This is a genomic window from Mesorhizobium koreense, from assembly GCF_031656215.1.
In the GTDB taxonomy this organism is placed as follows: domain Bacteria; phylum Pseudomonadota; class Alphaproteobacteria; order Rhizobiales; family Rhizobiaceae; genus Mesorhizobium_L; species Mesorhizobium_L koreense.
Window position 1 is genome coordinate 3,101,465 of record NZ_CP134228.1, and the last position, 25,156, is coordinate 3,126,620.

Annotated in this window: 24 protein-coding genes and 1 tRNA gene; 9 read left to right on the forward strand and 16 right to left on the reverse strand. The window is 61.9% G+C overall.

The window, feature by feature from the left end:
* Positions 1 to 36: 36 nt before the first annotated feature.
* Entirely contained in the window at positions 37 to 1,356 is a 1,320-nt protein-coding gene (hflX, locus tag RBH77_RS14750; protein ID WP_311032556.1) for a GTPase HflX, read from the forward strand.
* A gap of 6 nt (positions 1,357 to 1,362) precedes the next feature.
* Here hflX and mazG read toward each other — a convergent pair whose 3' ends face one another.
* From mazG to RBH77_RS14800, 10 genes are all read right to left on the reverse strand, one after another.
* Positions 1,363 to 2,187, reverse strand: a complete 825-nt coding sequence (gene mazG / locus RBH77_RS14755) for a nucleoside triphosphate pyrophosphohydrolase (RefSeq protein ID WP_311028351.1) — start codon at positions 2,185 to 2,187, stop codon at positions 1,363 to 1,365.
* 156 nt (positions 2,188 to 2,343) lie between these two features.
* On the reverse strand, positions 2,344 to 2,895 hold the full coding sequence (locus RBH77_RS14760) for a HutD/Ves family protein (RefSeq protein ID WP_311028352.1): 552 nt from the start codon (positions 2,893 to 2,895) through the stop codon (positions 2,344 to 2,346).
* A gap of 70 nt (positions 2,896 to 2,965) precedes the next feature.
* Positions 2,966 to 3,436 carry a YbaK/EbsC family protein gene (locus tag RBH77_RS14765; protein WP_311028354.1) on the reverse strand — a complete coding sequence of 157 codons (471 nt, stop codon included), beginning with the start codon at positions 3,434 to 3,436 and terminating at the stop codon, positions 2,966 to 2,968.
* Between the two features lie 16 nt (positions 3,437 to 3,452).
* Complete coding sequence (locus tag RBH77_RS14770) at positions 3,453 to 4,271, reverse strand: MBL fold metallo-hydrolase (RefSeq protein ID WP_311028355.1); 819 nt, start codon at positions 4,269 to 4,271, stop codon at positions 3,453 to 3,455.
* Between the two features lie 2 nt (positions 4,272 to 4,273).
* Positions 4,274 to 5,068: a TatD family hydrolase gene (locus tag RBH77_RS14775; protein ID WP_311032557.1), complete on the reverse strand. Its 795-nt coding sequence runs from the start codon at positions 5,066 to 5,068 to the stop codon at positions 4,274 to 4,276.
* Positions 5,069 to 5,070: 2 nt separating this feature from the next.
* Entirely contained in the window at positions 5,071 to 6,618 is a 1,548-nt protein-coding gene (gene metG, locus RBH77_RS14780; RefSeq protein ID WP_311028356.1) for a methionine--tRNA ligase, read from the reverse strand.
* Between the two features lie 74 nt (positions 6,619 to 6,692).
* Positions 6,693 to 7,745, reverse strand: a complete 1,053-nt coding sequence (locus RBH77_RS14785; protein ID WP_311028357.1) for a DNA polymerase III subunit delta' — start codon at positions 7,743 to 7,745, stop codon at positions 6,693 to 6,695.
* Positions 7,746 to 7,748: 3 nt separating this feature from the next.
* A complete protein-coding gene (gene tmk / locus RBH77_RS14790; protein ID WP_311028358.1) occupies positions 7,749 to 8,414 on the reverse strand; it encodes a dTMP kinase in 666 nt (221 codons plus the stop codon).
* An 86-nt stretch (positions 8,415 to 8,500) separates the two neighbouring features.
* The gene (locus RBH77_RS14795; RefSeq protein ID WP_311032558.1) at positions 8,501 to 9,616 is read right to left on the reverse strand and encodes a D-alanyl-D-alanine carboxypeptidase family protein; all 1,116 of its coding nucleotides are present in this window, start codon (positions 9,614 to 9,616) and stop codon (positions 8,501 to 8,503) included.
* Positions 9,617 to 9,856: 240 nt separating this feature from the next.
* Complete coding sequence (locus RBH77_RS14800) at positions 9,857 to 11,128, reverse strand: septal ring lytic transglycosylase RlpA family protein (protein WP_442920467.1); 1,272 nt, start codon at positions 11,126 to 11,128, stop codon at positions 9,857 to 9,859.
* 358 nt (positions 11,129 to 11,486) lie between these two features.
* Here RBH77_RS14800 and RBH77_RS14805 point away from each other — a divergent pair.
* The 3 genes from RBH77_RS14805 (at position 11,487) to RBH77_RS14815 (ending at position 14,186) form a co-directional block, all read left to right on the forward strand.
* Positions 11,487 to 11,576, forward strand: a tRNA-Ser gene (locus tag RBH77_RS14805).
* 85 nt (positions 11,577 to 11,661) lie between these two features.
* Complete coding sequence (locus RBH77_RS14810; RefSeq protein WP_311028360.1) at positions 11,662 to 12,435, forward strand: NAD kinase; 774 nt, start codon at positions 11,662 to 11,664, stop codon at positions 12,433 to 12,435.
* A gap of 239 nt (positions 12,436 to 12,674) precedes the next feature.
* The gene (locus RBH77_RS14815; RefSeq protein WP_311028361.1) at positions 12,675 to 14,186 is read left to right on the forward strand and encodes a DEAD/DEAH box helicase; all 1,512 of its coding nucleotides are present in this window, start codon (positions 12,675 to 12,677) and stop codon (positions 14,184 to 14,186) included.
* A gap of 9 nt (positions 14,187 to 14,195) precedes the next feature.
* On the opposite strand, the gene RBH77_RS14820 is transcribed toward RBH77_RS14815, so the two are convergent.
* Entirely contained in the window at positions 14,196 to 15,008 is an 813-nt protein-coding gene (locus RBH77_RS14820; RefSeq protein WP_311028362.1) for a phosphate/phosphite/phosphonate ABC transporter substrate-binding protein, read from the reverse strand.
* 67 nt (positions 15,009 to 15,075) lie between these two features.
* Positions 15,076 to 16,101: a fatty acid desaturase gene (locus tag RBH77_RS14825; RefSeq protein ID WP_311028363.1), complete on the reverse strand. Its 1,026-nt coding sequence runs from the start codon at positions 16,099 to 16,101 to the stop codon at positions 15,076 to 15,078.
* 148 nt (positions 16,102 to 16,249) lie between these two features.
* Here RBH77_RS14825 and RBH77_RS14830 point away from each other — a divergent pair, with 148 nt between their 5' ends.
* Positions 16,250 to 17,086 (forward strand): helix-turn-helix domain-containing protein, encoded by an 837-nt coding sequence (locus tag RBH77_RS14830; protein ID WP_311028364.1) that lies wholly within the window; start codon positions 16,250 to 16,252, stop codon positions 17,084 to 17,086.
* Between the two features lie 84 nt (positions 17,087 to 17,170).
* Entirely contained in the window at positions 17,171 to 18,190 is a 1,020-nt protein-coding gene (gene bmt, locus RBH77_RS14835) for a betaine--homocysteine S-methyltransferase (RefSeq protein WP_311028365.1), read from the forward strand.
* A gap of 96 nt (positions 18,191 to 18,286) precedes the next feature.
* Here the strand turns inward: bmt and wrbA are convergent, their stop codons facing one another.
* Entirely contained in the window at positions 18,287 to 18,886 is a 600-nt protein-coding gene (gene wrbA, locus RBH77_RS14840; protein ID WP_311028366.1) for an NAD(P)H:quinone oxidoreductase, read from the reverse strand.
* A 136-nt stretch (positions 18,887 to 19,022) separates the two neighbouring features.
* On the opposite strand from wrbA, the gene RBH77_RS14845 reads away from it, so the two are divergent.
* The gene (locus RBH77_RS14845; protein ID WP_311028367.1) at positions 19,023 to 19,430 is read left to right on the forward strand and encodes a GFA family protein; all 408 of its coding nucleotides are present in this window, start codon (positions 19,023 to 19,025) and stop codon (positions 19,428 to 19,430) included.
* A gap of 15 nt (positions 19,431 to 19,445) precedes the next feature.
* Here the strand turns inward: RBH77_RS14845 and gatB are convergent, their stop codons facing one another.
* The 3 genes from gatB to RBH77_RS14860 form a co-directional block, all read right to left on the reverse strand.
* Positions 19,446 to 20,948, reverse strand: coding sequence for an Asp-tRNA(Asn)/Glu-tRNA(Gln) amidotransferase subunit GatB (gene gatB, locus RBH77_RS14850; protein WP_311028368.1), 1,503 nt, complete (start codon positions 20,946 to 20,948; stop codon positions 19,446 to 19,448).
* Between the two features lie 1,008 nt (positions 20,949 to 21,956).
* A complete protein-coding gene (locus RBH77_RS14855) occupies positions 21,957 to 22,388 on the reverse strand; it encodes a CBS domain-containing protein (protein ID WP_311028369.1) in 432 nt (143 codons plus the stop codon).
* 71 nt (positions 22,389 to 22,459) lie between these two features.
* Positions 22,460 to 23,206, reverse strand: a complete 747-nt coding sequence (locus RBH77_RS14860) for a rhomboid family intramembrane serine protease (RefSeq protein WP_311028370.1) — start codon at positions 23,204 to 23,206, stop codon at positions 22,460 to 22,462.
* A 366-nt stretch (positions 23,207 to 23,572) separates the two neighbouring features.
* On the opposite strand from RBH77_RS14860, the gene RBH77_RS14865 reads away from it, so the two are divergent.
* Together RBH77_RS14865 and RBH77_RS14870 are read left to right on the forward strand one after the other, a co-directional pair.
* Complete coding sequence (locus RBH77_RS14865) at positions 23,573 to 24,208, forward strand: PAS domain-containing protein (protein ID WP_311028371.1); 636 nt, start codon at positions 23,573 to 23,575, stop codon at positions 24,206 to 24,208.
* Positions 24,209 to 24,312: 104 nt separating this feature from the next.
* Complete coding sequence (locus RBH77_RS14870; RefSeq protein ID WP_311028372.1) at positions 24,313 to 24,930, forward strand: PilZ domain-containing protein; 618 nt, start codon at positions 24,313 to 24,315, stop codon at positions 24,928 to 24,930.
* Positions 24,931 to 25,156 lie beyond the last annotated feature (226 nt).

The window sequence follows — 25,156 nt, forward strand, 5'->3', positions numbered from 1 at the left end:
GGAGATAGATTTCGCGGCGAAAATCCGCGTGCTCCGATCCAACGGCATTCCGGAACGGGCAGGGCGCTCGTCGTGGTGCCGGTACTGGCGCGCGGCCAGCGCGAGGACGCCGAATCGTCCGCTCGATCACCGACAGCACGGCTGGAGGAAGCGCTCGGATTGGCCCGGGCGATCGGCCTCGAGCCGATTCATCACGAAATAGTGAACGTAGCGACGGCCCGGCCTGCGACCCTGATAGGGCCCGGCAAGATCGAAGAACTGGCGGCCATTGTCACCGATCGGAAAGCGGACCTCGCCATTGTCGACCATCCGCTGACGCCGGTACAGCAGCGCAACCTCGAAAAGGCGATGAACACCAAAGTCGTAGATCGAACGGGCATCATCCTGGAAATTTTCGGGGAGAGGGCGCGCACGCGGGAAGGGACGCTTCAGGTCGAACTCGCGCACCTCAATTACCAGAAGGGAAGGCTGGTCAGAAGCTGGACCCACCTCGAACGGCAACGCGGTGGGGCAGGATTCCTTGGAGGGCCGGGCGAGACGCAGATCGAGGCCGACCGTCGCATTTTGCAGGAGAAGATCGTCAAGCTCAGAAAGGAGCTGGAAACGGTCCGCCGCACACGCGAACTGCATCGCGCCAAGCGCCGGAAGGTGCCTTACCCGATCGTCGCGATCGTCGGCTACACGAATGCCGGCAAGTCGACGCTGTTCAACCGGCTGACGGGAGCGGATGTGACAGCGGAGGATATGCTTTTCGCAACACTCGATCCGACGCTTCGCCGCCTTCGGCTGCCCCATGGCACGGTCGTGATCCTTTCCGACACGGTCGGTTTCATATCCGATTTGCCGACCCATCTCGTCGCCGCGTTCCGAGCCACGCTGGAAGAGGTCGTCGAGGCCGATCTGGTGCTCCATCTGCGCGATATCTCGGACCCGGATACAGCCGCACAGGCGGCTGACGTGGAACGCATCCTTGCCGACCTCGGCGTCGATGCGACCGACCCGATGCATGTCGTAGAAGTGTGGAACAAGATCGACAGGCTGAACGGCGACGACGGAGAGCTTTTGGAGGATTCTGTCGGGATGAACCATGTTCCGCCGCTGGCGATCTCGGCCATCACGGGCGAGGGTGTCCCTATCCTGCTCGATCATATCGAGACACGGATCGCCGGCGAATTGCAACGCATCGAAGTGGTACTGCCGCCCGACATGCTTGGCCTTGCCGATCTCGTCTATCGCAGAAGCACCGTTCTCAAACGGCACGATAACGATGACGGCAGCGTATCCATGCAAATTCTGGCTACTGCTTCCGCAAAGAGCGAGATTGAAGGACGATTAGCCCACCGAATCAAAGGGTAGTGGGCTTCATCTAACCTTCTTTGCCTGCTGCCACAGCGCTTCCATTTCTTCCAGCGTCGCGGCATCGAGGCTGCTACCGGTCTCGCTCAGCCGTCGTTCGACCGAGTGGAAGCGGCTGCGGAATTTTTCATTGGTTTGCCTGAGCGCCGCTTCGGGATCGATGCCGAGGTGCCGCCCGTAGTTGACAAGCGCGAACAGGACGTCGCCGAATTCGTCCGTTATGGCATTGCTGTCGCCGTTCTGGACGGCCTCACGCAGTTCACCTAACTCCTCGTCGATCTTTTGGAGAATCGGTTCTGCTTCCTTCCAGTCGAATTCGACCTGGGCTGCCTTCTGCTGCAGTTTCAGTGCACGCACCAGTGCGGGCAGGGCCGGCGGGATGCCATCCAGGAAGCCCTTGCCGTGGTCCTCGGGTTCGAGACCGCGCATGATGCGTGCCTGGCGCCGCTCCGCCTTTTCCTCGGCCTTGATCCTGTCCCACATGCCCTTGGCGAGCTTGGCACCGCGCACAGCATCAGGCCCGAAGACGTGCGGGTGGCGGCGGATCATCTTTTTCGTGATTGCCTCGACGACATCGCCGAAAGCGAAATTTCCAAGCTCCTCGGCCATGCGCGCGTGAAAGACGACCTGCAGCAACAAATCGCCGAGTTCGTCGCGCAGATCGTCCATGTTATGTCGCTCGATCGCGTCGGCGACCTCGTACGCTTCCTCAAGCGTATACGGCGCGATCGAGGTGAAATCCTGCTCAAGATCCCAAGGACAGCCGGTGCCGGGCGTCCTGAGCGCCGCCATGATCTCGATCAGGCGGGAGATGTCTTTCGAGGCTTGCATGTCTCGATCTTATCCGCACCGCGATAGCAAGCCCACAACCGACGCGAGGACGTCAATGCTTCTCCACAAGCAGGCGGGGTTGGCTCAACCCATAAGTCGCATAAGATAGATTATGGAACTAGCTGCCGACTGTGTTGGTGCGCCTCCCGCACAGGCTCATCCGTTTTTCTGCTCAAGCTTAATGACGAAAGCAATCGTCGGTTCGGTCGCCTGAAATTCGTGCGGGTCGACATCACCTTCGATGATGAGCGTCGCACCTGGCGGCGCGAGCAGTAATCCAGTTCCACCCTTCACCGTCATAGCGCCGCTTTGGCAGAAGACGATTGTCTGCGCGGCTTCAAGATTCAAGACATCACCCGGTAGCAACTTCCGCCGGCAAACTGTGTGGCGCCAAACCGCGCGGCGCGTCATGACATTGAGATCGATGATCGGCCCGTCGATCAACCGTGCTACGGCCGCAATATCGGCCGGAAAGGAAAACGGCGCGGTGTCCGGGCCGATAGCCTGCGGCTCGCCGGTGCCGACGCTCAGCAAAATCCCTTTTCCGGACAGGACACAAAGCGTCCGGTCGATGCCGGAAAAGCTCGAGAACGGGCCATCCGAAGCGACTGACGCCGAGCTGATCCGCCATTCGAAAGTTTCGAGATCGGCGTCTGGAGGAAATATTGCAATCTCAACGGTTTCACCGCGGCCGTTCTTCCACGGCATGCGCCGGTATCGATCCGGATTGAGGGCCCGAAGGTTCAAATCAACGATCCGCCGTGTCCACCGTAGTAAATCACGCCGTGATGTCCTGTACCGTTGCTTCTGCTGCAGCGATCAATGCGCTCGGCTCCGACGAGAACACGGCGTCGTGTGCTCCGGCCGCAGCCCATATCACGTCATGATCAAGAAGCGTTCGGTCGGCATAGGCTCTTATGATGACCTTGTGGCCGATGGGCGAAACGCCGCCGATAGCGAACCCGGTCTCCTCGCGGATACGGCGTGGATCGGCACGCTTCAGCTTTTCGCCGGTCAAACCTGCGGCCTTCGCCAGATCGAGTTGTCGATCGCCTGAAACGAGGAAGAGCACCAATCGGCCCGTGTCTTCGCCTTCGAAGACCAGCGACTTGACGATCTGGCCAACCGCGCAGCCGCACTGGTTAGCCGCATCCTGCGCGGTGCGTGTCGATTCGCCCATCCGGCGAATCTCGATTTCCAATCCTGCGTCCAGTGCGGCCTGGCTAACGCGTTCGATGCTTCCAGACATAGATGAATACCGCCAATCAGCTAATTGAATTATAATGCAATTCTATCTGCATCCCATCGAACGCCGGATCGACATCATCCGGCGTCTCCGCACATACCGTCTCATAGTCCAGCGGGATGTGCATGTGAGTAAGAACAGCCCGCCGTGGCCGCAGGCGCTCAATCCACTCCAGCGCTTCCGCAAGAGAAAGATGGCTCGGATGAGGCTTGTACTGCAAGGCGTCGAGCACCAGCACGTCGAGCCCTTCGAGCGCCGGCAAGGTTTCGGCGGGGAAATCGCTTACGTCGGGGCAGTAGGCCAGGTCGCCGATACGGAATCCGAGCGAGATGATGTCGCCATGGATCTGTGGCAGCGGCTCGAAGGTGAGGGGACCCCCCTCTCCTTCTATGACCACATCTTCATCGTGCGCGATCGTCCGGGCTCTGAGAATCGGCGGGTAGGAACTGCCGGGAGGCGTCTCGAAGCAGTAGCCGAAGGCCGCCTTGAGCCTATCCAGCGTCGGGCGATCGGCATACACGTCCATCAGCCGGCGCTGCGCCAGAACGAAGCCGCGAAGATCATCGATCCCATGGATATGGTCAGCGTGCGGGTGCGTGTAGAGCACTGCGTCGATGTGCTTCACCCCGGCATCGATCATCTGCTCCCGAAAATCGGGTCCGGTATCGATGACAACCGTCGTGGTGCCGGTTTCGGAGATGCGCTCGACCATCGCCGCGGCACGTCGCCGGCGGTTCTTCTGGTTTGCCGGGTCGCAATTGCCCCAGTCGCCGGTGATACGCGGCGTACCCGGCGACGAACCGCAGCCTAGAATGGTCAGGCGAAGCCTATCGGCCACGTTCAAGCGGCCCCGGCCGGGGCGGGCGGCACCTTGGCAAAGCAGCGGAAGAAATTCGTGGTCGTCAGCGCCGCTACATCCTCGGCGCTCATATCGATCGTTTCCGCCAGCACCGCTGCCGTGTGGGCGACATAGGCCGGCTCGTTGCGCTTTCCGCGAAACGGCACCGGCGCAAGATAGGGCGCGTCGGTTTCCACAAGCAGCCGGTCATGCGGGATCGATTTGGCGATTTCCCGAAGCTCCTCCGATTTCTTGAAGGTCAGAATGCCGGAAAAGGAAACATAACCGCCGAGTTCGACACCTACCCTCGCCAATGCTTGCCCTGACGAAAAACAGTGTAGAATGAAAGGGAAAGCCCCCTTCCCTCTTTCGTCGCGCAAGATCGCTTCCATGTCGGCATCAGCATCACGTGAATGGATCACCAGCGGCAAGCCGGTCTCACGCGCCGCCGCGATGTGACGGCGGAACACCACTGCCTGCACGTCACGCGGCGAGCGGTCATAGAAATAGTCCAGCCCGGCTTCACCGACCGCCACGACCTTGGGATGCGTCGAAAGCCGGATCAGTTCGTCGGTCGTCACGTCCGTCTCTTCACCCGCATTATGCGGATGCGTGCCGACCGAACAGAAGACATTCTCGTATGCCGCCGCCACCGAAAGAACGCTCTCGAAGCGCTTCACGCGAGTCGAGATCGTTACCATCATCCAGATCCCGGCCGCTGCGGCCCGTTCGACGACGGCATCGCGCTCCTCGGCGAAATCCGGGAAATCGAGATGGCAATGACTGTCTACGAGCATCGTCATGCCGGCTCGGTCTCGACGTAGCGAGGGAAGACGCCTTGCGGTGCCGGCAAGGCTGTTCCCGGTATAAGCGCTCCATCCTCATTGAGATCGACGAATTGCCGCTGGTCAGGCGCAACCGATAGCAGGTCGAGCAGTTTCGCCGCCGAGCCTGGCATGAAAGGCTGGCAGAGGATCGCCACCCGCCGGATCGTCTCCGCGGTCGTGTAGAGCACGGTCTGCATGCGTGCCGGATCGGCTTTACGCAGCGCCCAAGGCTCCTGCCCGGCGAAATAGCGGTTGGCTTCGGAAACGACACCGAAGATCGCGCCAAGCGCCATATGGATCGCCTGTTCGGCCATCGCCTTGCGCGCCGTGTCGAGCGCGGCATCCGCCATCTCCAGGATGGCCCGATCCGCCTCCGTCAGTTCGCCCCTTTCCGGCACCTTGCCGCTACAGTTCTTGGCGATCATCGAGAGAGACCGCTGCGCCAGATTGCCGAGATCGTTGGCAAGGTCGGCGTTGGTGCGGTTTACGATCGCCTCGTGGCTATAGCTGCCATCCTGCCCGAACGGCACTTCGCGCAGCAGGAAATAGCGCACCTGATCGAGCCCATAGTGCTCGACCAGCGCGAACGGGTCGACCACGTTGCCGACCGACTTCGACATCTTCTCCCCGCGATTGAACAGGAAGCCGTGGCCGAAGACCCGTTTCGGCAATTCGATCCCGGCCGACATCAGAAAGGCCGGCCAGTAGACGGAATGGAACCGCACGATGTCTTTGCCGATGATATGCGCATCCGCCGGCCAGAATCGCCATTTATGTGATTTCTCATCAGGATAGCCAACGGCTGTAATGTAATTCGTGAGTGCATCCATCCACACATACATGACGTGCTTCTCGTCACCGGGTACCGGCACGCCCCAATCGAAGGTCGTGCGCGAAATGGAGAGATCCTTCAGTCCCGAGCGGACGAAGCTCATCACCTCGTTGCGGCGCTCTGTTGGGCCGATGAAGCCGGGCTCGCGCTCGTAAAGGTCGAGCAACCTGTCCTGATAGGCGGAAAGCCGGAAGAAATGACTTTCCTCCTCGACCCATTCGACTGGCGTGCCCTGCGGCCCGTAGCGCACGCCGTCTTCGCGCAACTCCGTTTCCTCTTCGCCGTAATAGGCCTCGTCGCGGACGGAGTACCAGCCGGCATAGCCACCCTTGTAGATGTCGCCATTCGCGGCCATCGCCTTCCAGATGGCCTGCGAGGATTCATAGTGCCTTTTCTCGGTCGTTCGAATGAAGTCGTCATTCGACGCGTTGAGCAGCGTGGCCATTTGCCGGAAGAGTTCGGAATTGCGATCGGCGAGCTCGCGAGCGGTGATGCCTTCCTTGCGCGCGGTCTGCAGCATCTTGATCCCATGCTCGTCCGTCCCGGTAAGGAAGAAGACCTCCTTGCCGTCATGACGCTGGAAGCGCGCCAGTGCGTCGGTCGCGATCAACTCGTAGGCATGGCCGATATGCGGCCTGCCGTTGGGATAGGAGATCGCCGTGGTGATGTAGAATTTTTCGGCGGGCATGAAACGGTTCCGGAAAGAGAGAATGGCGGTCAGATAACGCATCGGGAAGGCGATTGCCAATCCCGCTTGGCGTGTCAGCCACGCATGAGTTCGTGCATTCGACCGAGCAAGCCGGCCGCATGCTGCTTGCGGTCGAGATTGTAGATACCGGTCTCATTGATCCGCTGGTTTGCTTCGCTCCACAGGTCGGAAAGTCGCCCTGCCCGCTCGATCTCCCCCGCCTCGGCGGCGCTGCCGGCCGCTTCGGCCACGGCGTCGAGCGCCATGCGGTTGAAGATACCGAACTGGATCGTCTGGTCGCGACCACTCACGGCTTCCGCCAGCCGGTTCGCCTCCACGAGATCGAAGCGGTTGGACGCGAGCACCCGGTCGAGCGTACCGCCGATCTCCAGTCCGCCGAACTGCGTGAGCAGGATCGCCGTACGGGCGCTGCCTTCCGCGCGGATGGCTAGAGCGTCGAGTGCCGCCGGGTCGGCCGGCAAATCGGTTTCGAGCGTCTGAAGCACCCTGCGCAACGATTGCCCATCGAGCGGCCTCAACCGCACCGCCTGGCAGCGCGAACGGATGGTTGGCAAAAGCCGGCCGGGCGAATGCGAAATCAGGAGAAAGATCGTCCGTGCCGGCGGCTCTTCCAGGCTCTTCAAAAGCGCGTTGGCGGCGCTTGTATTCATGTCGTCCGCCGAATCGACGATGACGATGCGGTAGCCTCCGTCATGCGAGGTCATGGAGAGGAAGCGGTTCACGCGTCGAATCTCCTCAACCGTGACCATGGTCCTGAAAACCTTACGTTTGTCGTCGAAAGGCCGCGTGAGATGCAGGATCGACGGGTGCGAGCCGCTGGCGATCTGCCGGAAAAGCGGCGAGGAAATATCGGCGTCTTCGAGCGTTTCAGGCGCTTCCGACGAGTTCGGATATTTCAGCAAGTGATAGGCAAGCCGGAACGAGAGCGTCGCTTTCCCGATGCCGAGCGGGCCCGTCAAAAGGATCGCATGATGGAGCCGGCCGGCGCGATAGGCACCCGCCAGAAGCCCCGCTTCCTCCAGATGGCCGACAAGCCGGGAATTCTCCGACGGCTCCGGCACGCCGGGAATGCTGTCATACTGTTCGGGGGCCAGGCGTTCGAACATCGCTCAGTCTACCTTCTCAGCCGCGCGAAGACCTTTCCGCTCGATCACCGCTTCGACGGCATTGGCGATCTCGGCGGCGATCTTTTCGGCCGGTCGTGACGCGTCGATCACCTTGCACCGCTTCGGCTCGGCTTTCGCGATCTCGAGAAAGGCTTTGCGCCGACGCCTGTGGAGCGATAGCCCTTCCTTCTCGAACCGGTCCGCCTCGGACGCGCCACGTCGCGCGCCGGCCCTGCGCATACCCTCCTCCGGGTCGATATCGAGGATCAGCGTCAGATCCGGCATCATATCTTCCACGGTGGCGCGCTCCAGCGTCTCCATGAAAGAGTGATCGAGGCCTCCGGTGACGCCCTGATAGACACGCGAAGAATCAACGAAACGATCCGAGAGAACGATCGCGCCGCGCGCATGCGCCGGTCGGATCGTGCGGTCGATATGGTCGGCGCGGGCGGCCGCGAACAGGACGGCCTCCATTTCCGGGCCGAATGGCTCCGCCGCGCCGGAGAGCACCACATGGCGAATCGCTTCGGCGCCCGGCGACCCGCCAGGCTCGCGCGTTACCACCACTTCATAACCGGAGGCGCGCAGCGTTGTCGCCAACATGGCGATCTGGGTCGACTTGCCGGCCCCTTCGCCGCCTTCGAACGTTATGAACAATCCGCGCGTCAATTCAGCTACCCGACATTGGTGGAGGCCGAGGCCCGCATCCTGTAATTAAGCGGTGCGGCGCGGAAAATCCATGCGGGTATGTGCTCTCAGCGTAGCCAGCCGATTGCCAGTTCCTCGAGCGCACTGGTCGCGCGCTGGTAGATCGTGCCCTTGCCGACCGCGTCTGCTGTGTAGAGCGGCGTTTCCTGGCTGAGCGTGTCGCCGATCCAGACCTTCAGCTTGCCGACCGGCGTTCCCTCCTCCACCGGTGCGACCAACGGCCCCGTATAGACGACGCGCGCCTTTAGCTGGTCGCGGTTGGTGAGCGGAACGAAGATCGACACCGGCCCCTTCGCCTTTAAAGCAACGCTCGATTGGGCACCGCCGAAAACGGATGCCTCGGCAACCGTTTCGCCTTCCGCGAAAAGTTCCGATTTCTCGAATGCCCGCATCCCCCAATCGAGCATCTTGCGCGCCTCTTCGGCGCGCTCGCCGCTGCTCGACATGCCGCTCATGGCGACGAAGAGGCGCCGTCCGTTCCGCGCGGCCGAACCCACGATCCCGTAGCCGGCCGAGTCGGTATGCCCCGTCTTCAATCCATCGGCGCCGATATCCATTTCCAGAAGCGGATTGCGGTTGCGCTGCTTGATCTTGTTCCAGGTGAAATCGGGCAGAGCGAAATAGTGATAGAGGTCCGGATATTCCCGCCAGATATGCAGGCCAAGCAGCGCCAATTCCTTGACGGTCACCACTTCGCCGTCCGCCGGCAGCCCGGTCGAGTTCTTGAAGACCATGTGATCGAAGCCGAGAGTGCGGGCGCGTTCCGTCATGAGCTTGGCGAAATTCTCTTCCGAGCCGGCCATGCCTTCGGCGACCGCGATGCATGCGTCATTGGCCGATACCACGGCCATTCCCTTGATGAGGTCTTCCAGTCGGACAGAAGATTTAACCTTGGCGAACATGGTCGACCCGCCGGAACCCGCGCCGCCGTTCTTCCAGGCATTGACGCTGATGTAGAACGGATCGTCGAGATTGAGCCTCCCGCTCTTGATGGCGTGAAAGACGAGTTCCAGCGTCATCAGCTTGGCGAGCGATGCGGGCGGGACGGGTTTGTCAGCGTCCTTGGAAAACAGGATCGTGCCGGTCTCGGCGTCGATCATGTAGGCTTCGGGCGCACGCGTCGAAAAGAGCTGCGCTTGGGCGGCGGAAGTCCAGCAGGCCATGAGCAGCAATAGCGCCGCCGACTGCGATACCCATCGCAACAGATGTGTCCTCACCTGTACCCGTCCGATCATCCGCGTTCCGGCCGCCGAAATGATCCCGGCCTCGCTCGGGATCACCTTTCGCCCATGCCAAAAATCAGCCGCGACCGGGCATGTCCCTGCCCCGTCGCAAGGCGAAGGTAACAGCGCATACGCCGTCGGATCAATCGATTAGGGGCAAGATGGTGAACGCGGCGACGCTCAGTCGCGGACTGTCATGGCGTCGCCAGCGCCGTGTGACCAAGCCTGTTTGAGCATCTCGTCGATCGATGCTCGACCATCCGGATAGAGGTTGACGCTGTAGAAAGTCCGCGCACCGACTTTCGCCGTTTCCACCTGAATGCGACCATAGGCCGAAAGGTAGTCCGCCTGCCTGGAACTGTCCGCCGCGCTGGCGAAAGTGCCGATGGCGACATAATCTGCCTCATCGCCTGCACTCGTTTTCGCCGGCTGTGACCGGTCCCAGGAAGCGACGATATCGGCGGGCGTCATCGTTTTCTGACTGCCTGCGAAAGCATCGAGGGCACCCGCGGCTCGCGATACGCGCATGTCGGCGTAACCGAGCACTGGAAGCACTTCGTTCGCGCCATTGGAGGCCAGCCCGACGGCCGGGCGTTCCGGCACGATCGGCCCGAACGCCGGCAGGATTGGATCGCCGGCGTCGACGACGCCGGCCGAGGCGGATGCGAGTTGCACCTGCGGTACAGGCTGTGGCAACGGGGTACCCGACGGCATGCGAACGTCGTTCAACTTGCCAGGGAACGGAACCGCACTGTGGCCCGAACTGGGCGTCGAGCCGTTCATCGCGATCATCACGCCGCTGTCGTCTCCCGGAAGAGGCACCGCGTCCTTACCGGGATGGTAAGAAGCCATCAGGTAGCGGTCGTCGTTCGGGGTAAGCGGTGCCGGGCCGACATATTCGACCTTCACGCGGGCGACGCCGGCCGTGCTGTAATCGAGCATCTCCGCCGCGCGTTTGGAAAGGTCGATGACGCGGCCGTCGGCATAAGGCCCGCGATCGTTGACGCGCACTACCACCGAAGCCCCGTCCTTCAAATTGGTCACCCGCGCATAGCTCGGCAGCGGCATGGTCGGATGCGCCGCCGTCAACCGGTCCATGTCATAGACCTCGCCATTGGCGGTGAGACGGCCATGAAAGGCGTCGCCATACCAGGAAGCAGCGCCGACAGCCTTATAGTTCTGGTTTTCCTTGGGGTAATACCATTTGCCGTGCACCATGTAGGGCTTGCCGACCTGGGCGCGGCCTTCGCGCCGTGGCAGGCGCGAGCGCTTGGTGGTCACGCGCGGGCTCGCCGGCACGCCATATTCAGCCTCGGCGAAATATTCCTTGGATTGCTTCTGGTTCGATGCGGTCGGTCCGGTCGTGTTGCACGCTGCCAGCAATACGCCGGATGCGGCGACAAGAAGCACGGACGACGCAAACTCGAGGCGTCGGCGCGTAGTCTCGAACACCATTCCCTGGCGGTCCCCTTTTTCGATCCGGCGAGACGCTGAACCGCCTCGTCCTTATCTGATCTTCGAAGCGCGCCGGACAACCAAGCCCCGCTCCCCGTTACGCTTCTGTCAGAAATTAATTGAAACGCGATTAATCGACTATGGCCGGAAACCGGCAAGAATGTGGCATGAATCCTTTCCGCGATCTACCGATATTCCGCGGTGATGGAAATCATTATGCTCGGCCACTACTTCATGTGCGCCCTGGAACATGTCCGCGATGTTGACGCTTCGATCGGGAGCAAGATAAAGCAGCGAGGAATGCCCCGGCCGGATTGGCTGGCAGGCGTCACGGAGCGGCGTCTATGGGCTATATGGAAGAGTGGCCGAGCGGTTTAAGGCACTGGTCTTGAAAACCAGCGACGGGGCAACTCGTCCGTGGGTTCGAATCCCACCTCTTCCGCCACATCGGCAATGTACGGTCTCGCCTTTTCAAGCCCGCTTCCGGCATGTTATCGGACCCGGCCCGAACCGCCGTCGAGACGGAGCAAATGGATAGCCGCGTCAAAGCCATCGCCATCGTATCGGCCGACACGAAAGATGCCCGCGAGGCCGCGGACGATCTCGTGCGGCGCTATGGCCAATCGCCGATCGACGAGGCGGACACGGTGGTCGCTCTCGGCGGGGACGGCTTCCTGCTGCAGACGCTGCGCGAGACGATGAACAGCGGCAGGCGGGTTTACGGCATGAACCGGGGCACGGTCGGTTTCCTCATGAACGAATATTCGGAGAACGACCTGCCGGAACGCATCGAAGCCGCCGTATCGGAAACGATCCGGCCGATCGAGATGTCCGCCACCACGGCCTCGGGCGAGACCGTCTCCGCGCTCGCCATCAACGAGGTAGCGTTGTGGCGGCAATCCTACCAGACCGCCAAGATCCGCATCACCGTCGACGGCAAGGTCCGGCTCGGCGAATTGAACTGCGACGGCGTCATGGTGGCTACGCCGGCCGGATCGACGGCCTACAATCTCTCTGCGCACGGGCCGATCCTGCCGCTCGACGCGCCGCTACTGGCGCTGACGCCGGTCAGTCCGTTTCGTCCGCGTAACTGGAGCGGGGCGCTCCTTTCCGACAAGTCGACCGTCCGTTTCGATATTCTCGAATCTGAAAAGCGTCCGGTGAACGCGGCCGCCGACCATACGGAAGTAAAGTCGGTGACGAGCGTCACGGTGCACGAGTCGCCCACCGCCCGGGCGACGTTGCTTTTCGACCCCAGCCATTCCTGGAGCGAGCGCATCCTGAGGGAGCAATTCCGGTATTGATCGGATAATTGGTGCCGAATTGCTTGCCTGTTGGCGCATAACTGCCCTGCAAATTAACCCAGCGCCTTGATTTTGCTTGCGTCGGGGTTCAACAGCGCCGATAGCATACTATATTGACAACATGGCGATCCGAACGTAACGCCGGAAACCAATCCGATCGTTGCCGATTGAAGCAAGCGCCGGGATCGCGTTCAAGTGGCCGGGGCCGCGGCGCATAACAGCAAAGACAGCCGACAAACGTGTCATCAGACAACAATAGCGCTTCGGAAGCGCTGACATTTTCCGAACTCGGACTTTCACCCAAGGTCCTCGCAGCCGTCAGCGACGCGGGGTACACGCAACCGACGCCGATCCAGGCCGGCGCGATTCCGCATGCGCTGCAAGGCAAGGACGTGCTGGGCATCGCCCAAACGGGTACAGGGAAGACAGCGGCCTTCGTCCTGCCCATGATCAGCCGGCTGGAAAAAGGCCGGGCGCGGGCGCGTATGCCGCGCACGCTCATCGTGGAGCCGACGCGCGAACTCGCCGCGCAGGTGGAGGAAAACTTCACCAAATACGGCAAGAACCACCGGTTGACCGTCGCATTGCTCATCGGCGGCGTTTCCTTCGACGAGCAGGACCGCAAGCTGGAGCGCGGGGCGGACGTGCTGATCGCCACGCCGGGCCGATTGCTCGACCATCACGAGCGCGGCAAGCTGCTCCTGACCGGTGTCGACATCCTCGTCATCGACGAGGCCGACCGCATGCTCGACATGGGCTTCATCCCCGACATCGAGCGCATCTGCAAGCTCATCCCCTTCACCCGCCAGACGCTGTTCTTCTCCGCGACCATGCCGCCGGAGATCACCAAACTCACCGAGCAGTTCCTGCAGGCGCCCGTGCGCGTCGAGGTTTCGCGAGCCGCCTCGACCGGTGAGAACGTCATGCAGCGGCTGGTAAAATCCGGGACCAAGCCGTGGGCCAAGCGTGAGGCGCTGCGCAATTTGCTGAATGTCGAGGAGCCGGAGCTCAAGAACGCCATCATCTTCTGCAACCGCAAGGTCGAAGTGTCCGAGCTTTTCCGCTCACTGACCAAGCACGGCTTCGACGCCGGCGCGCTGCACGGCGACATGGACCAGCGCGCGCGCATGTCGATGCTCTCGGCTTTCCGCGACGGCAAGCTCAAATACCTGGTCGCATCCGACGTGGCTGCCCGCGGACTCGACATTCCCGATGTCAGCCACGTGTTCAATTTCGACGTGCCCATCCACGCCGAGGATTATGTCCATCGCATCGGCCGCACCGCGCGTGCCGGCCGTTCCGGCAAGGCTTTCACTATCACGACCAAAGGTGATGGCAAGCATATCGACGCGATCGAAAAGCTGATCGGCAAACAGATCGAATGGCATGACGGCGATCTCTCCACCCTTGCTGCCGAGGAGGTGGAAGAAGCGCCGCGTTCGGGTCGCGGCCGTTCGGGCCGGGGCACAAAGAAGGCCGATGGCGACACGAGAGGGCGGCGCGGATCCCATGTTCGCGAACGACATGAAGCCGCTGATCGATCTGCCGTCGAGGCTGTAGCTGTCGAGCCCACGCCCGCCATTTCGCAGAAGAGGCACGGGGAAAACGCACGTTCCCGTGGCGACGACGACAAGCCGCACAAGGAAGGCCCCCGGGGTCGGAATAGGGCGCGCGAGAGTGACGATTTCCACGCGCCGCTCGGCTTCGGCGAAGACATGCCGGATTTCATGAAGATCGCGGTCCGCGCCTGATCCGTGCCCTCAGGCTTCGACCATCTGGCCGTCGATCGCCGCTCGAACCGCTTCGATCGCCTCCTTTGGCAATAAGGCCGATGTAATATAGGGGAGGCCTTTGCGGCGCGCGGTCCAGCCGACCGGAACAAGCGCATCGGCAGCACTTTCGAAGCGCTTCGCCATCGCCCAGCTTCTGCAGTCGACCGCGCAGACATCGGCCCGGCCGCCCGCCACGGCCTTGATCGAGGCACGATGGCCACCGGTCTCGATCGCGTCCGAAAAGATCGCCATTCCCTCGCCCATTGTTTCGAGATCGCGTTCGAGCGCGAGATAGCCGGACATGGAATCCCTGCTGTTGAAGGCAAGCGTCCGACCACGCAATGTCCCGACGGGCAGCATTGCCCTGCCCTCGCCCGGAGACATTGCGACGGAATAGCCTTGCTCCTGATGCATCAGAATTACGCTCGAATAGAAAATTCCGTCACCGCCTTCGAAGCGCGAATAGTCCGGTTGGCCGATCGCCTCCACGAACGGGGCAAGGCCGGATTCCATCGGCCCCCAGCAGGCCTGCGCGAACAATAGTTTGGGATGGCGCCAGAGCACCGACAGGTCGAATGCATCCGACGGCAGGGCTGCCGGATCCGGCGCGGCCACTAACCCCGCCTTGTCCCGAATACCGCCCGGCACGGTGGGCAGATCTGAGTTTCGCCGCGCCAGCATCTCCGGTGCATGGAAACCCGCCGCGCGCAACGCATCGCGAAGCCGCGCCCACTGCAGGTCGGTTTCCTTGCGTACCTCCGGCCAGTCATACATGGGCAGCGCGGCGACGAATTCGCTCATGCCGTACATTTTGCTATGGATATGAAGGAGCGCAAGCGCGGTCGTGGTGGAATGGCCGGCTGGCGCCTCATTCCTTCGGCGGTTCGGCCGGCACAGGGGCAGTTCCAAGGCCGTTCAGGTTACGCGCGTGTACTCTTGGCCTGAAAGCGCGGCCGGGCGCCGGGCTGCGGCGGAGGAACGGATGAATGACTGGTTCTTTCCCCTTCAGCGCGAATTTCCGGAAGAGCGACCAGTAATTCGGATAGACGTAGCCATTATTCATCGAGATCCACTCTTCGCGCCGCTCGCGGAAGAGGCGTGGCAATCTGTACCAGGCGATGGTCGGGCTGCGGTGGTGGACGAAATGCAGATTGTTGTTGAGGAAGAGGAAGGCCAGCGGTGACCGCTCCACGATGATCGTGCGCCCCTCCGGCTGCTCCGACCATTGGTGCTCGGCGAAGGTGCGGATGGCGATCAGCGACTGCCCCAACCATGCCGGCACCAAGATATAAAGCCAGAGCGGGATGCCGAAAGCGAACACGATGACCGGCACCACGACGAGCAGTCCGATCGCATGATGCAGCCAGGCGCGGCGCACGGCACGATCACCCTCCACGGCCAGCCTGAAATCCGAAAAGACGAAACCGACTGCCGAAAGCCACGGACCGAGGAAAAAACGGCCGATCATCGTATTGTTGATGCGCAGAAGGGATTTCATGGCGCGAGGCAGTTCCTCGTGCTGCCACAAGGCGCGATAATAGCTTTCAGGATCATCGAACGGGTCCGTCAACCTCTCATCCGCATGGTGACGCAGATGCAGCGCCTTGAAGCGACGGTACGGCCACACCAGCCCGACCGGCAGGAAGACCAGCGCTTCATTGATCCAGGCCTTGCGCGTGGGATGACCGTGGCAGGCCTCATGCATCAGCGAAGATTGCATGGCGACGGCAATCGTCAGGATCGCCATCGCCAGCACCCCATGTCCGGGCCAGAGAAAGAGCCCGGCGCTTGCCCAGGCGGCATAGCATGCGCCGATCAGGAAGACGGTCGGCCATTCCACGGACCGAGCGCCCCCGCGCTTCGATGCCGAAACACCCCCTGCCCGTTTTCCCATTCGCTTCCAGCCACCCGATTCTGTTGATCCTGACAGGAGGTTGTCAGGAGTGCCCCGGTGTTTCAACGCGACAATCTACGTGAATTGTTTATTTTGCGCACCTTGAGAAACGGATGTAGTGTCCAGTAAACAATTTGAAGGAAAAGCTATGGACAAGCGCGACCTTTCGGTCGTCTTCCGCGATCGGTTGAAGACGCTTCTCGACCGCTCCGGGCAGAACCAATCCGCTTTCGCGTCCGATGTCGGTATTGACCGGTCCGCCCTCTCACAGCTTCTTTCCGGCGCCTCGACCCGCCTTCCCCGCGCCGAAACGCTGCTCAATATTGCGGCGGCGCATAGGGTTTCCCTCGACTGGCTGCTTGGCCTCAGCCACGATGAGGCGCTGACCGGCGAAATCCGCGCCAGTTTCGAGATTGAGGAAGGTTTCGGAGGCTTCGACCGGACCTTGCTCGCTAAATGGCACGCGGAGGCAGCCGGCACCAAGATCCGCTACGTGCCAGCCGGCGTCCCCGATCTCCTGCGCACCGACGAGGTGATCGAATACGAGGCCGGCATCGCCAACAAGAACAGGCTCTCCCAGATCGTCGAGACGCAATACCGTATCGACTACAATCGCCGGCCAGAGACCGACATGGAGGTTTGCATGCCGCGCCACACGCTGGAGATATTCGCGCGCGGGCTTGGCGTCTGGGAAGGACTCTCGCGCGAGGCTCGCCGGGAACAGTTGCAGCACATGGCGCGCCTGTTGGACGACCTTTACCCGACCTTCCGCCTGTTCCTCTATGATGGGCGGCAGCGCTATTCGATTCCCTATACGATCTTCGGTCCCTATCGCGCGGCCATCTATGCGGGCGACCTCTATCTGGTGCTGAACGCCACCGAAGCGATCCGCAGCCTGACCCGTCATTTCGACAATCTGATCCGCGCCGCGGAAGTCAACTCACATGAAACTGCATCCTTCGCCGCCAATCTGCCCGTGAATTGAAGACGTAAAAGACTGGATTTCGTTGACATGATATAAGGACTTCTTTATATCATTATCCGATTATCGGTGATCCGAGGCACCCTCATGAACAACCCGATCGACGCTCTCCTCGCAGAGAAGGGTGTACTGCTTGCCGACGGCGCCACCGGCACCAACCTGTTTGCGATGGGGCTCGAATCCGGCGAGGCGCCCGAGCTTTGGAACGAGACGTATCCCGAGCGGGTGCGGGCACTTCACCAGGGCTTCGTCGACGCGGGCGCCGACATCATCCTCACCAATTCCTTCGGCGGCACGCGCTACAGGCTGAAGCTCCATAATGCCGAGGATCGTGTCCATGAACTGAACCGCAGAGCCGCCGAGATTGCCCGCGAGGTGGTCGCAGGCGCCGGGCGCCGTGTCATCGTCGCCGGCTCGGTCGGCCCGACCGGTGCGCTGCTCGAGCCGCTTGGCGAACTCACTTTCGACGACGCGGTGGACGCTTTCGCCGAGCAGATCGCGGGACTGAAGGAAGGCGGCGCGGAAGTCGCCTGGATCGAGACCATGTCGGCTCCGGGCGAGATCAAGGCGGCTGCTGAAGCCGCGATCCGCGTCGGGCTGCCTTATACCTATACCGGCTCGTTCGATACGGCTGGCCGCACCATGATGGGCCTCGCGCCGGCCGATATCCACGGTGTCGTGGACGGTCTTGCCGAGAAGCCGGTCGCCGTCGGCGCCAATTGCGGCGTCGGCGCCTCCGACATTCTGGCCTCGCTGCTCGACATGACCGAACGCGCACCCGACGCCACCGTCATCATCAAGGGTAATTGCGGCATTCCGGAATTCCGCGGAGCCGAGATCCATTATTCCGGCACGCCGGAACTGATGGCGGATTATGTCCGCCTGGCGGTGGACGGCGGCGCCAAGATCATCGGCGGCTGCTGCGGCACTTCCTTCGAGCATCTGAAGGCGATGCGCGCGGCGCTGGACGGCCACCACAAGGCCGAGCGCCCGACAGTCGCCGACGTAGTCACCCGCATCGGGCCGATGCGCAACAAGCCGGCCAACCAGAGCGGCGCGACCGCCGAAGGTGGTGGTCGCCGCGACCGACGCCGCGCCCGCAGCTGACCACGCACTATTCTCATGGAAAGGCCGGCCTGCGCTCTCCAGACAGGCCGGCGGGCGTTCTCGCAGGCAGGGGCCTGCAAAGCCGCCTCCCCAATCTCAGCCATGCAGTTTGATGGTTATCTCCGCCATGCGCTTGCCCTGGAATTTCGCGCCTTCGAGTTCCTGCGCGGAGGGCTGACGCGAGCCGTCGCTGTCCGACATCGTCGTCATGCCGTAGGGCGAACCGCCGCGGACGACATCGACGCCGGACTGGCCCTGGTAGGCGTAGGACAACGGCACGATGATGAGGCCGTGATGTTGGAGCGACGCCTGTGTGGCGACGATCGCGATTTCCTGCCCGCCATGCTGCGTCGCCGTCGAGGACATGACGGTCGCGACCTTGTTCACCAGCGCGCCCCTCGCCCAGAGTGGGCCGGTCTGGTCGAGGAAATTTTTGAGCTGCGCGGCCATGCCGCCATAGCGCGTCGAAATGCCGAAGATGAAGCCGTCATAATTCTCCAGCTCAAGCGGCTTGGCGATCGGCGCATCCTGGTCGAGCTTGTAGTGGGCGGCCTTGGCCACTTCCTCGGGCACCAGTTCGGGCACGCGCTTGATCGTCACATCCGCCCCTGCCTCGCGCGCGCCTTCGGCAGCGGCCTTCGCCATCTGCTCCATATGGCCCCAGCTCGAATAATAGAGCACCAGTATCTTCGCCATCATCCATCTCCTGTATTAGAATCTCTTCGGCGGATCGCCGCCGCCCGTGTGCAATCTAGCTACTACGCCCCCAGTTGAAATAACCTCGCTGGCTGACAGATCGTTCACCGTCCGCCGAAATTCGTAAGAGGGACCCGTGCTGAAAATCTATTCCGGACGCTGCCATTGCGGCGCGGTGCGCTTCGAAGCCGATATCGACATCGCCGCCGGTACGACAAAGTGCAATTGTTCGATCTGTGCCAGGATGCGGCTTTGGTCGGTCCAGGTCGCTCCGGAAGCGTTTCGCCTGCTCGACGGCGAAAGCGCGCTTGCCGACTATCGAGGCGGAAATGCCGTAGCGCATCACCTCTTTTGCCGACATTGCGGCATCCATCCTTTCGAGTGGGTGGATGTGCCGAATATGAGCGGATCGAAATATTACAATATCAACGTCGCCTGCCTGGACGGTGTCGACATCGATGAACTGGTGAAGGCTCCGGTCGTCTATTGTGACGGGGCGAATGACGATTGGGGATCGGTGCCGGTGGAAACACGGCATCTCTGAGCAAGCGCCCTTCCCCTATTCCTCAATGCCGAGCTTTTCCCGAACCAGCGCGTTGACCGCCTGTGGGTTGGCCTTGCCGCCGGTTGCTTTCATCACCTGCCCGACGAACCAGCCGGCCATGGTCGGCTTGGCCCGGGCCTGCTCGACCTTGTCGGGATTGGCCGCGATCACCTCGTCCACCGCCTTCTCGATGGCGCCGGTGTCGGTGACCTGCTTCATGCCGCGTTTCTCGACGATCGCCTTCGGGTCGCCGCCCTCGTTCCAGACGATCTCGAACAGGTCCTTGGCGATCTTGCCGGAAATCGTCCCTTCCTTGATGAGGTCGAGAACCCCGCCGAGCTGATCGGGCGAAACCGGCGTTTCTTCAATGGCTTTGCCGGCCTTGTTCAAGGCGCCCAGAAGGTCGTTGATAACCCAGTTGGCGACCGCCTTGCCGTCCCGCCCTTCCGCCGCCTTCTCGAAATAGTCGGCAATCGCCTTTTCCGAGACGAGGATCGATGCGTCATAGGCGGAAAGACCGAGGCTTTCCATCAGCCGTGCCTTCTTTGCGTCCGGCAGTTCCGGGAGCCCGACCGCGAGCGCATCGACATAGGCCTGGTCGAATTCGAGCGGCAGGAGGTCCGGATCGGGGAAATAGCGGTAGTCGTGCGCTTCTTCCTTGGAACGCATGGACCGTGTCTCGCCCTTGTTCGGATCGAAAAGCCGCGTCTCCTGGTCGATCGTGCCGCCGTCCTCGAGGATGCCGATCTGCCGCCGCGCCTCGTAGTCGATCGCCTGCCCGGCGAAGCGGATGGAGTTGACGTTCTTGATCTCGCAGCGCGTGCCGAACGGTTCGCCCGGCCGCCTGACCGAGACGTTGACGTCGGCCCGCATGGAGCCCTCATCCATATTGCCGTCGCAAGTGCCAAGGTAGCGCAGGATCGAGCGCAGCTTGGTCAGGTAAGCCTTGGCCTCGTCCGAGGAACGCAGGTCGGGCTTGGAGACGATCTCCATCAGCGCCACGCCCGAGCGGTTGAGGTCGACATAGGACATGGTCGCGTGCTGGTCGTGCAGCGACTTGCCGGCATCCTGCTCCAGATGCAGCCGCTCGATGCCGATCTCGATATCCTCGAAATTGCCTTGCCGGTCCGGCCCGACGGAGACGACGATGGTCCCCTCGCCTACGATCGGCTGCTTGTACTGGGAGATCTGGTAGCCCTGCGGCAGGTCCGGGTAGAAATAGTTCTTGCGATCGAAGACCGACTTCAGGTTGACCTCCGCTTTCAGACCGAGGCCAGTGCGGATCGCCTGCTTGACGCATTCCTCGTTGATGACCGGCAGCATGCCGGGCATGGCCGCGTCGACCAGGCTGACATTGGCGTTCGGCTCGGCGCCGAAGGCGGTCGAAGCGCCGGAAAAGAGTTTGGCGTTCGACGTGACCTGGGCATGCACCTCCATGCCGACGATCACCTCCCAGTCGCCGGTGGCGCCGGGAACGAGGCGTTTCGGATCAGGCGTGCGGGCGTCGACGATGGTCATGGAAAGTCCGATTGGGATGGAAATCTCGACTGTTGGCTATTGCAAAGCTTCCGGCAACGCAAGCTTTGGGCCCTGTTTCCTTTCGCTCACGCGGGTTTGTTTTCGCTCACGCCCGTACGCCGCTCCGCGGGGGCGTGCCAACGGACGCGACGCCTGGTCGAGCGTTGGGGGTGGGTTTGCTTGAAGCTCATTGTTCCTATGGACTCCTTCTCGTCTTCTGCTCCTTCGCACCCCCTCTGTCCTGCCGGACATCTCCCCCTCAAGGGGGGAGATCAGCCCGCCGCGCTCTTGGCTCCCTTTTCTGCAATGCCGAAGGTTAGGCGGAGACCGCGATGCCAGCCGATCTCCCCCCTTGAGGGGGAGATGTCCGGCAGGACAGAGGGGGGTGCGAAGGGGTACAGGGCTATCCGCATTTGTGATCGCACATACCCCATCCTCGCCACGCCTCGTTTCCGATCTGGCCATTGATCCTTCGGGAAAGACGGGCGGCCGCAGGCTCGCTCATCTAAGCAATTTACGTGCGACCTTGCGGCCGCCCGTCCGGCGATTTCTGTTCCCGCCTGTTCCGCTGCTCCCGAAGCGCTCTTCTGCTTCGGGTCTGTGTGCCTTCTACCGGTACGCAGGGGTCATAGTGCCCCCAGGGGAACCTCCAGACGGGACCTCCCCGGCCATGATGCCACGTCAGCATCACGGCGGAGGCGCCGGCTCCTCCCACGCAATCACCGTCATGATCGGTATTCCCGATGGGAGGAACTGACGGGGATTATGGACGAAGGGCGGGAGGCGTGGAGAAACGAGAGAAGAAAAATGCGGGAAGGCAGCAGGATCAGAGGGTTACGGGAACCGTCCACATGGGCCTATCCACGCTTTCGCCGGCCAGCCAAATGCGCGTCATGCCTGTTTCCCGCTGAAGCGAAGCTGAAGGCGGAAGACCGGTAACCATTCCGTAGCGTCAAGGCTATTCCTCGACACGCGCCGCTTCTGGTTGAAGGGCACCGGCACCCGCCGCTACGCCGTCGCGATATATGCCTTGATGTCTTCGGCCTCGCGCTCGACGTCCTCGATCCTGCGCTTGACCACGTCGCCGATCGATACGAGACCGACGAGTCTGCCTTCCTTTTCCACCGGCAGATGGCGAAAACGGACACGCGTCATGACTTCCATGACGTCGTTGACCGTATTTTCCTCGCGGCACACCTGAACCTTCGAGGTCATGAACGCGCTGATGGGCTTTGTCAGTGCTCCGGCGCCGCCTTCGGCGAGCGCACGCACGATATCGCGCTCGGAAAGGATGCCGCCGATCCCGCCGTCAGGTCGCAGCACGACGACGGCGCCAATCCGCTTTTCTGCCAGGAGCCGGATCGCAGCCGTCAGCGTCTCGTCCGGCCCGATGGTGAAGACATCGCGGCCCTTCTCGTCCAGGATGGATCTAACGGTCATCGGCGTCCTCCTCGAATGCCCGATTCACGCCCTCCCCGGCAGCGATATGGTGCACCCGGCCGGCGGCTTTTTCAAGATTCCCGGTCAGGCGCTCGCCCGACGAAAGGCGCCAGGCAGAAGAAACCGGCCAGAAAGCCGCCGATATGGGCCTCCCATGCGACTGGATTGGTCATGCCGGGCGACACGAAGCCGAGCCCGGTGACGAGGTTGACGATCATCCAGACCGCAAGGAAAGCCAGCACCGCACGCGAGCGGAACGCCTCGAAAATCGACAGCATCCGGCCCGCGAATGCCGGCCGGCCGTTCAGGCGTTCCATGCGGAAGCCGAAGCGCGAGGCGGCACCCATCATGCCCGAGATCGCGCCCGACGCGCCGATCACCGGCATGGCGCTGTCCGGATGGGCAAGGAAATGGAGGAGCGCCGCCGCCAGCGACGTGAATACCCAGAAGGCCAGCAACCGGCCTGCCCCGAGCCGGTAGGCCAGCGGTGAGCCGAACGCGGCCAGCCAGATCATGTTGACGCCCAGATGTGTCCATCCGCCGTGCAGGAAGGCGTAGGTGATGGGGCTGGTGAAGGCGTAGAGATCGAGCACATACGGCCCCGTATAGCGCACCGGAATGAAAGCGGTATGGAGGACGAAAGCCATGTCTTCCGGCGGCGTGAGCACGTAGAGCCGAAAGAGATGGACGCCCACGCAGGCTGCGATCAGGAAGAGGATCGTGCCTGAAAGGTTGAAGAAAGGCTCACGCTCCTGTTCCGCCAGTTCGTCTTCGGATTCGCTCGAAGGGCGGGGTTCGTCGATGATGGGATCGCTCAAGACAGAGGCTTTCGGAGAATCGAGTCACCCCGACAGATAGGGCACCTGCGCCCGCTGCGCAAAACCGCCCAAAAAAGAAGCCGTCCGGAATTTGCTCCGAACGGCCCCGACGAGCCCCCACGCTCCCCGAAAATCTGACTGAAGGTCGAATACAGTGCTGTAAGCAGCGTCTCCCGATGGATGCGTGTGCCATGGAGCTTTCAGCGCCGCAATCGAAACCAATTGTTAACCTTAATGCCCCCCGCCCGTGAACAAGTCGATATCCGGCTGGCACGCAACCTGCAGCGGAACGCATGTAGTTCATCGGAAGGCGACTCGCTGTTCACCGATGGGACAGGAATGCAATCGCGGTTTGGAGCGGGCGGGATGAAACAACGCGAATCGATCGAGCTGTTCCAATATTGGGACAGGTTGAGGGACGAGCGGCCGGCGCCGAGACGTACCGATATCGAGCCGGCCGACATAAAGACGCTGCTTGCCGACACGTTCATCCTTGAGAAGGATAGCCGGGGCGAGGCAGTCTTCCGCCTGGCGGGCACCAGGCTGTGTGCCGTTTTCGGCCGTGAATTGAAGGGCTTCGCCCTCCCCTCGCTCTGGGCCTTCAAGGACCAGCGGCTGATCGCGCGATTGGCGCACAGCGCCTTCCATTCCAAGGCCGTGGTCGTCATCGCCTTCGAGGGTCGCAGCCGGAACGGCCGCACCAACCCGTTTGAATTGCTTCTGCTCCCGCTCGACGCCGGCGAGGAAGCGCCGCGGACGCTCGGCATCGCCTCGGCCGTGGAAAAGCCCTATTGGCTTGGCGCCGATCCGGTCGTGGAATGCCGGATCGATACGATCCGAGTCGTCGACCCGGATCGCGAGCCCATGTTCCTGAAGAATCGTCCGGCCGTCGCGGTGCCGGCCATGGCGCCGAGCGCCGATGAAGTCGCGGGCGCCGGCCAGGGAGGGCACGGGCGTCGCATCCGCCACCTCGTTGTCTTCGAAGGCGGCCGCGAAACCTGATCAAGAAAGAGACGCCTCAACTTACCGCTTGTTAACCGGAAAAGTTCTATTTTTTCCATGAGATTCTCGCCTGCTCGCGAGGATGGAACCGGTCAGGGGCGAATATGAGGTCAGCGGCGATCGATACCGCGCCGTCGCGCGTCGAAAGGCGGAGTTTTCAGCGCGTTCGCGTCAAGATCTACGGCCGCTTCATGCTTGAGGACCGTACCGAACATTCCTGCCAGGTGGTCGACATGTCGCCGGGCAACGTAGCGCTTCGCACCGACCGCATCGGCGAACCCGGCGAGAAGGTCATCGCCTATATCGACCATATCGGGCGCGTTGAAGGCGTTATCACACGGCGCCTGCAGGACGGGTTCGCGATGACCGTCATCGCGTCGGACCGCAAGAAGGACAAGCTTGCAGCGCAGCTTACATGGCTCGCCAACAAGCACGAGCTCGACTTGCCCGAGGACCGCCGTCACGAACGCGTGGCGCCGCGTAATCCGATGAGCGTACTCAAACTCTCCGATGGGCGGCAATACCAGTGCCGCATCATCGACCTGTCGCTGTCCGGCGCCGCTGTCGAGATCGAGGTCAAGCCGGCGCTCGGCGTGCAGGTGACGCTCGGCACGATGCGCGGCCAGGTCGTGCGCCACTTCGACGAGGGCATCGCCATCGAATTCGCGGTGGTGCAGCGGCCCGAAATGCTGGACGCCGCTTTCCGGCAAACGGCATCGTGATAGAACGGACCCGATAGCGGCTCCCTGGAAAGGCTGGCTCTGCCGGCCTTTTTTGTTGCGCGGAATAGCCCTTGCCTGCATGGCTGCCGTCATCTCGGCCGGCCGTCCTGAAGCGCGACCTCGACGGTTTTCTGCTAGATTAAGGCGAAGAATACAATTTTAGATAAAATCTATATTTATTCTATTCAATAACAACTCTCATTCAATGCGTATTGAATTCAAACTA